Annotated in this window: 7 protein-coding genes and 1 pseudogene; 4 read left to right on the forward strand and 4 right to left on the reverse strand. The window is 61.7% G+C overall.

What is annotated here, in order from left to right:
- Both ACXWUF_RS10070 and ACXWUF_RS10075 read left to right on the forward strand, forming a co-directional pair.
- The coding region (locus ACXWUF_RS10070) for a CheR family methyltransferase (protein WP_458494543.1) at positions 1-3,444 on the forward strand (3,444 nt) is incomplete at its 5' end.
- Positions 3,445-3,865: 421 nt separating this feature from the next.
- A complete protein-coding gene (locus ACXWUF_RS10075) occupies positions 3,866-5,755 on the forward strand; it encodes an ATP-binding protein (protein WP_458494544.1) in 1,890 nt (629 codons plus the stop codon).
- 239 nt (positions 5,756-5,994) lie between these two features.
- Here ACXWUF_RS10075 and ACXWUF_RS10080 read toward each other — a convergent pair whose 3' ends face one another.
- From ACXWUF_RS10080 to ACXWUF_RS10095, 4 genes are all read right to left on the reverse strand, one after another.
- Positions 5,995-6,294, reverse strand: a complete 300-nt coding sequence (locus ACXWUF_RS10080) for a DUF2288 domain-containing protein (protein ID WP_458494545.1) — start codon at positions 6,292-6,294, stop codon at positions 5,995-5,997.
- A 30-nt stretch (positions 6,295-6,324) separates the two neighbouring features.
- A complete protein-coding gene (locus ACXWUF_RS10085) occupies positions 6,325-7,887 on the reverse strand; it encodes a cation:proton antiporter domain-containing protein (protein ID WP_458494546.1) in 1,563 nt (520 codons plus the stop codon).
- 469 nt (positions 7,888-8,356) lie between these two features.
- Entirely contained in the window at positions 8,357-8,596 is a 240-nt protein-coding gene (locus ACXWUF_RS10090; protein WP_458494547.1) for a DUF2934 domain-containing protein, read from the reverse strand.
- A 784-nt stretch (positions 8,597-9,380) separates the two neighbouring features.
- Positions 9,381-10,550 carry a WD40 repeat domain-containing protein gene (locus ACXWUF_RS10095; protein WP_458494548.1) on the reverse strand — a complete coding sequence of 390 codons (1,170 nt, stop codon included), beginning with the start codon at positions 10,548-10,550 and terminating at the stop codon, positions 9,381-9,383.
- Positions 10,551-10,960: 410 nt separating this feature from the next.
- Here ACXWUF_RS10095 and rnd point away from each other — a divergent pair, with 410 nt between their 5' ends.
- Together rnd and ACXWUF_RS10105 are read left to right on the forward strand one after the other, a co-directional pair.
- Positions 10,961-12,124 (forward strand): ribonuclease D, encoded by a 1,164-nt coding sequence (gene rnd, locus ACXWUF_RS10100; protein WP_458494549.1) that lies wholly within the window; start codon positions 10,961-10,963, stop codon positions 12,122-12,124.
- A pseudogene (locus ACXWUF_RS10105) lies at positions 12,105-12,535 on the forward strand (AAA family ATPase); the annotation flags it as partial. The gene rnd and the pseudogene ACXWUF_RS10105, both read left to right, overlap by 20 nt.

Raw genomic sequence — 12,535 nt, forward strand, 5'->3', positions numbered from 1 at the left:
GCCCCGGCACAGGAGCCAAGGCGGGCGGCGGATCAGACGCCGCCGGGCCTGCGGGAATTGTTCACGCTGCTACATGAGCAGGTGGGGCACGATTTCCGCCCCTACAAGCGCCCCACCCTGTTGCGCCGCATCGGGCGCCGCCTGCAAGCCCTGGCCTTGCCGGACATCCCGGCCTATGTCGAATATTTGCATCGGCACCCGGCGGAAACCCGCGTCTTGATGGACGACATGTTGATCACTGTCACCAGCTTCTTCCGCGATGCCGAAGCGTTCCGCGTGTTGCAGCGGGAGGCCATCCCCAAGCTGTTGGCGAGGCGGCGGGAGGGCGAGTCGGTGCGGGTCTGGGTGGCGGGGTGCGCGACCGGGGAGGAGGCGTACTCCATCGCGATGCTGCTGCTGGAACAGGCCTGGCAATTGGCCGAGCCGCGCCAGATTCAGGTGTTCGCGACCGACATGGACGAGCGGGCCATCGCCACGGCGCGGGCCGGTCGTTATTCCGAGGCGGCGCTGCAAAACCTGGCTGCGGAGCGCTTGCACCGATTCTTCGTGCCGGAGGAGAGCGGCTATCGGGTCACGAAGAGCCTGCGGGAAGCCGTCCTGTTCTCGCCCCACAACGTGCTGCGCGACCCGCCATTCTGCAAGGTGGATTTGGTCAGTTGCCGCAACCTGCTGATTTATTTGAACCGGGAAACCCAGGAGCAGATTCTGGCGATGTTCCATTACGCGCTGCGCCCGGCGGGGTTTCTGTTTCTCGGCTCGTCGGAATCCGCCGAGTGTCTGCCGGATTTGTTCGCGCCCCTCGATAAGAAATCCCGGTTGTATGTCGTCCGCCCGGTGGCCAAACCCAGCCATCACCTGACCCGGGCTCATTGGCCGCCATTCGGCCTGACTCGCCCGGACGACGGCAAGGCGACCGTGCCGGGCGGCAAAAATTCCCTGTCTTTCACGGAGTTGCACCACAAAGCCATCGAGCGGTTCATGCCGCCCAGCGTGCTGATCGACGGGGACTACAACGTCGTTTATCTGGGCCAGGGCGTGGGCCGGTTCCTGCGGCTGGCGCGGGGCGAGCCGACCCCGCAGTTGTTTCAGATCGTCCATGAGTCCTTGCAGCCGCCGCTCCGCGCCGCCTTGTTCGCCGCCAAGGCGAAAGCGGCGCAGGGGGTGGTGGACGCGGTGGAGTCGGTGCGGGCGCGGGCCGAGTTGGATGGCGGTCCCAGCGCGGTCGTCATCACCGCGCGCACGCTGGCCGAAGGCCCGGAGCAAGCGCGGAATTGCTTCCTGGTGTTTTTTGAGGCGCTCAACGAGACCCCGGCGGATAAGGCGCGGGGCGAGTCGCTCCCGGCCATTGAGGAGGCGTCGCCGCGTGACTTGGCGCTGGGCCAGTTGGAGGAGGAGTTGCGGCAGATCAAGGAGCGGTTGCGGGCCACCATCGAGCAGTACGAGACCTCCACCGAGGAACTCAAGGCGTCCAACGAGGAGCTACAGGCCATCAACGAGGAATTGCGCTCGGCCACCGAGGAATTGGAAACCAGCAAGGAGGAACTGCAGTCGGTCAACGAGGAGCTGACCACGGTCAACCACGATTATCTGTTGAAGATCGAGGAGGTGACCCGCGCCAACAACCACCTGCGCAACCTGATTGCTTCCGCCGACATCGCCACGCTGTTCCTGGATCGGGAGCTTCGGATCAGATTGCACACCCCCGGCGCACGGGAGCTTTTCAATATCACTCCGGCGGACATCGGGCGACCTTTGGATCATTTCAGCCACAAGTTCAAGGGCTGGGAATTCGCCCAGGACGCGGCGGCGGTGCTGGATACCTTGCAACCCATTCAGCGGGAAATCGTCAGCACTGGACACCGTTGGTATATCGTCCGGGTGCTGCCTTACCGGACCTTGGATGAGCGGGTCGATGGGCTGGTGCTGACCTTCATGGACATCACCGACCGCAAGCGCATGGAGCAGGCGTTGCGGGACAGCGAGCGGCTCTACCGGGCCATTGGCGAATCCATCGACTTCGGCGTGTGGGTCTGCGACCCGACGGGGCGGAATATCTACGCCAGCGAGTCCTTCCTGAGCTTGGTGGGGCTGACCCAGGAGGAATGCTCCAATTTCGGCTGGGGCCGGGCGCTGCGTCCCGGCGACGCCGAGCGCACCCTCGCGGCTTGGCAGGAATGCGTGCGGACGGGCGGCGCCTGGGATATCGAGCATCGTTTCCTGGGCGTGGACGGGCGCTATCACGCGGTGCTGGCGCGGGGCGTGCCGGTCAGGAACGACGTGGGCGAGATCTTGTGCTGGGCGGGCATCAACCTGGACATTCATCGCTTGAAGGCCGCCGAGGCGGAATTGCGGGAAAGCGAGAGCCGGACCCGGCAGGTGCTGGAATCTTTGCCGCAACTGGTGTGGACCTGCGCGGCGGAGGGCGGCTGCGATTACCTAAGCCCGCAATGGGTCAGCTATACGGGCGTCCCGGAGGAGGCGCAGTTGGGCTATGGCTGGCTGGAGCAAATCCACCCCGACGACCGGGAGGCCGTGGCCGGGCAATGGAACCGCATGGCGGCGCAAGGCTTGCCATTCGAGGTGGAGTTCCGCATCCGCCGGGCCGACGGCGTGTACCGTTGGTTCCAGACCCGCGCCACGGCCCTGCGTGATGGGCGGGGCGCCATCGTCAAATGGTTCGGCGCCAACACGGACGTGGAGGCGCTCAAGCAAGCCCAGGAATCGCTGCGGGAAGCCGACCGCCGCAAGAATGAATTCATGGCGATGCTGTCCCACGAGCTGCGCAATCCCTTGGCGCCGATCCGCAACGCCGCCGCCGTCCTGCGCGCCGTCAACTCGCCGGACCCCAAGGTGCTGTGGGCCAGCGAGTTGATTTCCCGGCAGGTCAAGCATCTGGCCCATTTGGTGGACGATTTGCTGGATTTGTCGCGGATCACCCGGGGCTTGATCGTGCTTAAGACCGAGCCGCTGGACTTGGCCGAGGTGGCCCTGCGGGCGGTGGAAATTCATCGGCCAGACATTGAGGCCCGGCGGCATGTTCTGGAAATTGCGGCGCCGCCGGAGCCGGTGTGGGTGGCGGGCGACCTGACCCGCCTGGAGCAAGTGGTCGGCAACCTGTTGTCCAACGCCGCCAAGTACACCGAGCCGGGCGGACGCATCCACCTGTCGGCGGGCGTGGCGGGTGAGTGGGCCGAATTGCGGGTGAGCGATACGGGCGTGGGCATCCCGGCGGATTTGCTGCCCCATGTGTTTGAATCATTCATCCAAGGGCAACGCAGCCTGGACCGCTCGCAGGGCGGGCTGGGGATCGGCCTGAATTTGGTCAAGAACTTGGTGGAGTTGCACGGCGGGACCGTGGAAGCCCGTAGTGAGGGGGAGGGGTGTGGCAGCGAGTTTCTTGTGAATCTGCCCCGTCTGGTTGAGAAGGGGGGTCGGCCCGTTTAGGGTTTGGTTGAAAACAACTTCCCGAAAGCCGACCACAGACCGGCGCGGTCTTGAAGACCGCGTCGGTCTTGGCTTTTCTATGGCTAGCTAACATCCATCTGCGAGGATGTGGGAGGTGTTGTTGGGCGGGTTAGGTGCATAAAAATTCTGACGGTGATGTTAATATTTCCGCGATGCGCGTCTAACATACTCTACGAATGGCCGGGTTTTCATGCGAATTATGAAGGGATATTGCCCTGCTTGAGTGGGGAGCTTGTCAGATCAGCCACAAGGATGGGGCAGAGTTTGGCAAGTCAAAAAGGGCCATTAATATCAAAAATATTAAAGACTCGCAGTGACTTATTTACCATAGAAATTGGGCAACAAAAGACTATTATCGCCTTCATGCAATTGAATCACCCAATAACAATGGGGGGCGGATATGGCTGACTCGATATTGTTCATCGCCGATGATGACCAAGCGGGGCGCTGGATTAAGGATGCCGGTTTGGGGCAGTTGGGAGTGCGGGTGCTGTGGGCCGCGACCGCCGAGTCGGCCCTCCGGTTCTCGACTCAGCGCGGGCCGCTGCTGGCCTTGCTCGCCAAAACCCCGCCGGACATGGCCTTGACGGAGATATGTCAGGCCATGAAGGCAGCGGATGACGCGCTGCCCATCCTATACATCGCGCCGCCCGGAGCGGGCTTCCAAATCGGTCCCGACATCCATCTACACGAACCCTTGGCCCCGGAAGAACTGGCCGCCACGGTGGCGCTGTGCGTCCGCCTGCGCCGACGGGAAGCGGCGGCGCGGCACGCCGAAGCCGACGAGCAACGGTGCCGGTTCCAGTCCCGGCTGCTCGACGCCGTGGAGCAAGCCATCATCGTCAGCGACCTGGAATGGAGGATCATCTATTGGAACCGCTTCGCCGAAAAGGTGTATGGCTGGGCAGGCCCGGAGGTCATGGGCAGGGACGCCATCGAACTCATCCTGCCGGAGACCGCCGATTCGCAGCGCGCCGAATTATTGGCCTCCCTGATGACGGGCAGGCCGATCACCGGCGAATTCATGGTCCGCCACCGGGACGGACACAGCTTCCCCGTGTTGGCGACCAATTCCCCTGTGTATGACGACCAGGGCCGACTGGCCTATGTCATCTGCGTGTCCATGGACATCACGGCCCGCAAGCAGGCCGAGGAAACCCTGCGGGAACTGAACCACGACTTGTCCCTGGCCGACCGCCGCAAGGATGAATTCCTGGCGATGCTGTCCCACGAGCTGCGCAATCCCCTGGCGCCGATCCGTAACGCCGTGCGGCTGCTGCGCGAGCCGGGTCAGGCGGAAACCAGGCAAGCCTGGGCGCGGGATGTGATCGACCGGCAAGTGGGCCATCTCGCCCGGTTGCTGGATGACCTGCTGGATGTGTCCAGGCTGACGCAGGGCAAGATCGTGCTGCGGAAGGCGGCGGTGGACATCGCCGTGGCGGTCGAGCACGCCCTGGAAGTGAGCGGTCATCTGATTCAAAGCCACTGCCATGAATTGGATGTGCATCTGCCCACCGAGTCCTTGTGGGTTTTGGCCGATCCCACGCGCTTGGCGCAAATCCTGGGCAACCTCCTGACCAACGCCGCCAAGTACACGCCGCCGGGTGGGCGGATTCGCCTGGGGGTGGAGCGCGACGCCGATTACGCGGCGATCCGGGTGCGCGACACAGGCGTGGGCATCCCGGCGGACTTGCTGCCCCGGATTTTCGACCTGTTCACCCAAGTCGAGCCCAACCTGGAGCGCCGCCAAGGCGGGCTGGGCGTTGGCCTAACCATCGTGAAGAAGTTGGTGGAAATGTACGACGGAGAAATCCTGGCCCAGAGCGGAGGGCAGGGGAGCGAGTTCACCGTCAGGCTGCCCTTGGCCGTGGATTCTCCCGCCGCGACGCCATCGGGCGCGACCGTGGGCAACTTCCGCGCACCCCGCGCCGGCCGCCGCATCCTGGTGGTCGAGGACAACGAGGACGCCCTGCAAAGCCTGACGATGCTGCTGGAGTTGGATGGGCATCGGGTCTGTGCCGCCGCCAATGGATCAGCCGCCTTGGAATTGGCGCGGGGGTTTTGCCCGGAGGTGGCTCTGCTGGATATTGGCCTGCCGGACATGGACGGCTACGAACTGGCCCGTCGCCTCCGGGAAGGCTCGGAACATCATCCCTTGCTGCTCGTCGCCATCAGCGGCCACGCTCAGGAAGCGCATCGGCGCCGGGCGGAATCCGCTGGTTTCGATCATTTACTCGTGAAGCCCGTCGATTCGGATGAGTTGACATGGCTGCTGGCGGAGCGTCCTTGAAGTTTATGGCCGCGAGATCGGGCCTCCTCTCACTCTGGAAGGGGGCTGGGGTGAGGGTGGTCAAATGAAGCTTTCCTTCCACCGTCATCCATATCTAGGACTTACGCAGTCCTTGCCATTCAATGGCTTAAAGAGTTCGTGGTCCCGTCTTCAGGCGGTTTTTTGCCGCCTGAAACCTGTCCTGAGCGTAGTCGAAGGGGCGGGACCACAAGCCAAAAGCTGCATAAGTCCTGATATGTTCAATGTATCCGCGTCTCCTGCACCAGCACCCAGGGCGCCACCACCACGGCGCTGAGCAGCCGGGGCGGCGTCGCCCAGCGCTTGGCGTGGTCGTCGGTGGCGCGGGCCACCCGCCCGTTCACCATCCAGCGGCTAATGGAGGCGGCGTCGTCCCTGGCGACGCACACGGCCACCTCGGCCAAATCCAATTCGGGTGCCACGGCAATCAACACGCCACGGGCAAAATGCCGCTCCAGCTCGCGCCAATTCACAGAACCCATTTCGGAAGTCAGTTTGCGATGCAACTCGTCGTCGTTCACGGCTATCGTCCCAGCTAATCAAAAGAAATATCAGGTGCCCGTCAACCGCTGGCCGGCGGAATCGGGGCGGATGTCCAGCATTCGTTCCGCCAGCATTTCGCCCGCCTCGGTCAAGGGGTGGAAAACTATATCGGCTCCGGCCCGATAAAGTAATGCGTCCTCGTGAGCATGAAAGGCGGTGGTGCCGATGACGCCCTTAAAGCCTCCGCCCCGCAAGCGGCTGGTCGCCAGTTCGCGGGCCTGGAAATCCGGCAGGGCCAGAATGACCCCTTTGATCCGCTGCAAGGCCAAGTTCTCCCACAATTCCGGGTCTTCGCCGTCGCCGTACAGCACCCGCATCCCATCGCCCCGCAGGCGGCGCACCCGGGTCGGGTCGGCGTCCAGGCCCAGCGTCCGCAACCGGCGGCCTTCCAAGGCCAGATAGGCGGCGATGCCCGTCCGGCCCAGCCCCACCACCAGCCATTCCGCCGCGCCGATGCTGGTGGGCAGGCGGTCGGGGTGCATCGTGCTGCGCTCGTACCGCGCCAGCATGGGTTCGAGCAATGAAAACAGGCGGTGCGACCAGCGGTTGAGTGGCGCCGCGAGAGCCAGGGAAACCGCCACCGCGAACCCCAGAACGGGGCGCCAGCCCGCCGGCAGCAAGCCGGCCTCGATCACCACCGTGGACGCGATCAAGGCGAACTCGCTGTAGGTCATGAGCGCCAACGAAGCCACGAAGGCCGTGCGGGCACGCAGCCCCACCACCAGCAATAGCACGAAAAACAACAGCCCTTGCAAGGGCAGCAGAGCCAATAATCCGGCGGCTTCCAGCATTTCGTCGGGGGTCGGGACGCCGGCCAGCCCGATTTGCAGGAAGAAGGCCACCAGCAGCGCCTCCTTAAGCCCCCACAATTTCTTGCCCAAATCACTGGCGTCCGGGTGTCCCGCCAGCAGCACGCCCATCAGCAAGGCACCCAAATCCTTGGCGACGCCCACCGCATCCGCCAATTCGCCACCGGCGAAGGCCAGGGTGATTCCCAACAAGAGCCGTAACTCGTCGCCCTGACTGGCTTCGAATAGTCGCAACGCCACCGGACGCAACAAGGGCAGGGCCAGGAATCCCAAGGCCCAGGGCGAAGGCGTCTGCCCACCCGTCACCGCCAGCAAGCCCACGGCCACGATGTCCTGGAGAATGAGGATGCCCATGACGGTTCGACCGTGGAAGGTGCCGAGTTCGCGGCTGTCCTCCAGCACTTTCACCGCCAGCACCGTGCTGGAAAACGCCAGGCTCACGCCCAACACCAGCCCGCCGGTGACGCGCCGGTCCTGGATGAAGAAAACCAGCGCGGAGACCCCCGCCACCACCAGCAGATGCAATCCGCCCACGCCCAGCACTTCGCGCTTGAGCAGCCCCCGCAGATTGAGCTTCAAGCCCACCGTGAACAGCAGCAGCAGAATCCCCACATCGGCGAATTGCGACAATGGCTCCGCCGAGCGGATGCCCAGCAGATAAAGCCCGTAACCCGCCACCAGATAGCCGACCAAGGGCGGCAGCCACAAGCGGCTCGCCACCAGCCCTGCGGCGTAGGCGCTACCAATCCAAAGCAATTCCATAGGGGTGAATATATCAGGCCGGGTATTCGAGACTGGAAGCATCGCTGCCCTAACAGTGACCCGCACAGGGCGGGACTATTTGGTTATCTTCCATGATTCCTGCGGGATGGGAAAGCCGGATGTGGTGGGGGATTGTTCGATGAAAAGGCCGGTTATGCTGGAGATGGCCTGTTCATATCCATCGGTCAGTGCGGCACATTGCCGGGAATAAATCAGCGATGGGGAATAAAGGGAAATGCTGGGATCGGACGGCTAAAATGATTCTGAAGGCGGCTTGGGTCCGCTTTCCAAATGGTTTAGGCCAGCGAAAATAGTGGGCGGAAAATAAAAACAGAAACCAGCCGAATAGTCGGTCGGTTTCAGAATTGAGATTATGGGGCAGGTTTGAATGGGGGATTCAAAATCCCGCCTATTAGTAGGTTAAGCGATGTGGCCTAAGCCTGTGAATTCATTCATCCTATGCGATCACTCAGTCATCAATAGCAAACAGCCCCGCCCTGACTTCCTGCTCGGCTTCCAACCAATCCTCTAACTCAAAGCCCGGTTCAAACCCCCGCTTTTCAGCTTTTAAATAAGCGAGTTCAGCGACCTTTTTTTGAAAATTCTCCGAGTCATCCTGATCAGGGAATTCTGCGGAAATGTTGGACAGAAAATCTTCCTGCGTTTCATTCAAAGGATCATCCATAGCGGCCAACGCTTTTCTAGCCATAATGCCTATCTCCTATTATTCCTTAAAGAGTTTGGCTTAGCGATTCGGAACTTCCTTGTCCCCATGCGGCTTCTATGCCGGTAATTAGCCTTAATCGCTATCCCGTAATATCAATACTCCCTTATCGGGCTTCCTAGCCCAGCCGCACATCCCGGTTCCCTTTGGATTGAGCGGCTTCCTATGGGCCTTCCCTGACACCCTGTGGAACTTCCTGTTCCTTTGCGAGTTCCCTAATCCTTTCGCAACATCCTAATTCCAGACACCTTCCTTGGTGGATTCGGCGCATCCAGCGCTTAATCTTATTTCCCCACCATTCCATGGTGCTTAGGCAAAAACAACCTCTACTAGCACTGAGTTGACCACTTTCCTTAGCGGACCTTTCAGTCTCATCCCTAAGTCAGCCAGTATTAAACCTCATAAGGGGCTGCTTCAAAAATACGCAAAAGCACTTACTAAGAGTTTGCAGAATTTCAAAGCGGCGTTTCAGCCCGTCCTTTCCGTCCAGCTATCCTTGCCTTTCGAGCTGGCCCTAATTAAACCCTACTCAAAAACCGTGACAAATACGGACGAACCCCTATTGCGGGGTGGCAAGTATTTCACAAGTGTCGGACTTACTCTGGCGGGTTTCGGGGGGAGGGCGGGCGATTTCGGAAAAGCTTGTGGTCCCGGCTTAAATGGCAATCGTTTTATGGCTCGTAGGCCCGGCTTCAGCCGGTCCAGCATCGGCGAAAGCCTGTCCTGAGCTTGGTCGAAGGGCCGGGACCACGAGCCTTTTGCGGGGCAATTATTTTTTCGGCGGGGATGACGGCGACTTGCTCATTTTTTCCAGATTCCACACCTTGGCGCTGTCCCAGCTAATGCTGACGGCCTGGCCCTCTGCGGAACAGGCCACTTGCTCCACCGGGCCCTCGTGGGCGGGAACCCTCGCCAGCAATGTTGCCGAGGTCGGATTCCAGAGATACAGCGTGCCCGTCTTGGTGCCGACCACCAGCCAGCCCTTCTTCGGCTCCCGGCAGAACGACAGCACATCGCCGTCGTGATCCGCCAGCGTGGCGACGAGGAATTCCGTGCGGACATCCCATAATTCCAGGGTCTGTCCTTCCGAATAAGCGGCGAGTCGCCCATCCCGGCTCAGTCCCAGCAAATAGCGGTCGGTATTGAAATGAATCTGCCGACCCAATTCCATGGTCGTCGGATCCCAAAACCAGACGTCCTTACCCGAGGCCGTCAGTAGCCAGAGCCGGTTATTCTCGCGGAAGAACGCCATGGCCCCAGCGCCTTCGTGAGTGGCCCGCAGGAACTTGCCGGTGGCCGGTTCCCAAATGCCCACCGGGCCTTGCGCCAACCATCCCAGCGCGTCCCCCTGCGGCGAGAATTCCACAAATTGAACGTCGTAGCCTTCGATGAATTGATCCGCCACCAGCACGCCTTCCCGCTCGTTCCAAACCAGAAGGTGTCCGCCCTCGCCGCCGCCTATGCCCGCAGCAATCAGTTTGCCGTCGGGCCTGTAATCCAAGGTCTCCACCGGGCGTCCGCTGCGCACCGCGAAGGACTGGTCCATGTGGGTCAAATGCCGCCCGTCGTCCACATTCCAGAACTCCGGCCTGCCACCCCCGGCCGCCAGCACCGTCTGGCCCTCCGGGGCGAACACCGGATCGGTGATGCTGGCGCGTTCCGGCAGATGGGCCGTCGACAAGCGGGTCACCAAGCCATGGCTCCGTTGCGCTTGATCCAGCGCGTTTTCCGCCTCGTCCTGGCGGGCGCAGGATTGACACTCGCGGAGATACCCAAGGTAAGCCTCAATGGTGTTTTGCCGCTTGACGTGCCGCCAGGGATCGCCTTCCTCGAATCGACCGCTGTTGTAGCGGACCAGCGCGAAGATGGCCAACGTGCCGAACGCCACCACGAAGATCACGATCAATGCTTTTTCGAGAAAGGCCAGAAAAGCGTTCATATTTATTTGTTATCTCATGCGACGCACGGAGTGGAAGCCGGGCGTGAGCCTTTAGAAAATCGTAACAGGGAGGCCGACGACTTTAAGATATGGTTTGAGCAATCCCCGGTTGGCCTGCTCAATCGACGATAACCGGGGGCTAGATGTTCTCAGCATCGGTCGGGCCAGACTTGCTGATTGCTCAATCGACGATAACCGGGGGCTAGGCCCCGCCGGATTTTGTCCCTGCGAATGCTAGCGAAATGACTGTTTCGATAGCAAGCCGTTTGGCAGCGGGGAGCGGCGGGAGAAAAGCTCAATCGCTCGGTTCAGCCCCGCCGGATATGGAGCCACCCCGACCGACAGCCGGACCACGCTTCGTCCACGCGCTTATAATGAATCATCCTTTATCCCGCGCTGGACTTTTTTCCATGACTGCATCCTCCCTGGTTGATTTCATAGATTCCCCCGCCCGCCTCAGCGAGTTCTGCGCGTCATTGCGCGGCGCTGAATGGATCGCCGTGGACACCGAGTTTCTGCGGGAACGGACTTATTATCCCAGGTTCTGCCTGCTGCAAATCGCCCACGGACCCCATGTGGCCTGCATCGACCCGCTGGCCCTGGACAATCTCGACCCGCTGGCGGACATCTTGTTCGATCCCGCCGTGACCAAGGTTCTGCACGCCGGTCGGCAGGACTTGGAAATCTTCCACCAACTCTGGAACCGGCTGCCCGCCCCGCTGTTCGACACCCAAATCGCCGCGCCGCTGATCGGGCTGGCCGAGCAAATCAGCTATGCCGGGTTGGTGGCCGAATTGCTTGGCGTCTCCCTCAGCAAAACCCACAGCCGCACCGATTGGTCCCTGCGCCCGCTGTCCGACGCCCAACTGCGCTATGCCGCCGACGATGTGATTTATCTCGGCGCTGCCTATCAGGCGCTACGGGGGCAACTGGAAGCCTTGGACCGACTCGGCTGGTTGGCGGACGATTTTGCCGCGCTGCTGAATCCGGCGCTCTATGAAACGCCACCGGAATTGGCCTGGCAGCGCATCGGCGGCGTTCAGCAATTGCGCAGCAAACAACTGGCTATCCTGCAAGGGCTGGCGGCGTGGCGGGAAGAAACCGCCCGCGCCCAGGACATCCCGCGCAACTGGGTGGTCAAAGACGAGGCGATGGTGGATTTAGCCCGGATCGCCCCGAAAAACCCCGAGGAACTCAAGCGCGTCCGGGGTTTGGAGGAGCGTACCCTCAAACGCTATGGCAATCAGTTGTGTCAATTAATTTGCGAAGGCCAGGACCGCGCCCCGCCCGCTCTCGACATCAAGGCGCGCTCGGCCCGCCGGACGCCGGAGGAAGAAGCGTTGCTGGACCTGCTCAATGCCGTGGTGAGGCTGCGGGCCGCGCAGCATACCTTGAACCCCGCCGTGCTGGCCGGCCGCAAAGATTTGGAGCAATTGCTGGACCAGCCGGAGCAGTCCAAGCTTTTGAAGGGCTGGCGCAAGGCCATGGCCGGTGAAGAGTTGATGGCGCTGTTGCGGGGCGAATGCCATATCGCCGTGGCCGATGGTTGCCTGCATGTCCGGCGCCACGCCTAAGCCGGGGCATCCACTTTTTATTGAGGGATTGCGGCGCCCGGACGCTTACGATTATCCGGTGGATTCGGTTCGCTTCGCCGAAACCCATATTTCTTGGGTGCTGTTGGCGGGCGAATTCGCCTATAAGATCAAGAAGCCCGTCGACTTCGGCTTCCTCGATTTCTCCACGGTGGAGCGCCGGAAATTCTACTGCGAAGAAGAATTACGGCTGAACCGGCGCTATGCCCCGGATTTGTATTTGGCCGTGGTTCCCGTGACCGGCGACGCGAACCTGCCACGCTTCGGTGGTCCCGGCCTTCCTTGGGATTACGCCGTCAAAATGCGCCGCTTCGACCCCGCGCAAACCTTCGATCATCTGGCAGCGGCCCAAGCGCTGCGGCCCGAATATCTGGACGCGCTGGCCGAAACCCT

The organism is Methylomagnum sp., from assembly GCF_054333355.1.

Bases quoted from the DNA above. Each gene is read 5' to 3' on its own strand.
- ACXWUF_RS10085 (WP_458494546.1), bottom strand. From the start codon at position 7,887: ATGGAATTGCTTTGGATTGGTAGCGCCTACGCCGCAGGGCTGGTGGCG.
- rnd (WP_458494549.1), top strand. From the start codon at position 10,961: ATGACTGCATCCTCCCTGGTTGATTTCATAGATTCCCCCGCCCGCCTC.
- ACXWUF_RS10075 (WP_458494544.1), top strand. From the start codon at position 3,866: ATGGCTGACTCGATATTGTTCATCGCCGATGATGACCAAGCGGGGCGC.
- ACXWUF_RS10090 (WP_458494547.1), bottom strand. From the start codon at position 8,596: ATGGCTAGAAAAGCGTTGGCCGCTATGGATGATCCTTTGAATGAAACG.
- ACXWUF_RS10095 (WP_458494548.1), bottom strand. From the start codon at position 10,550: ATGAACGCTTTTCTGGCCTTTCTCGAAAAAGCATTGATCGTGATCTTC.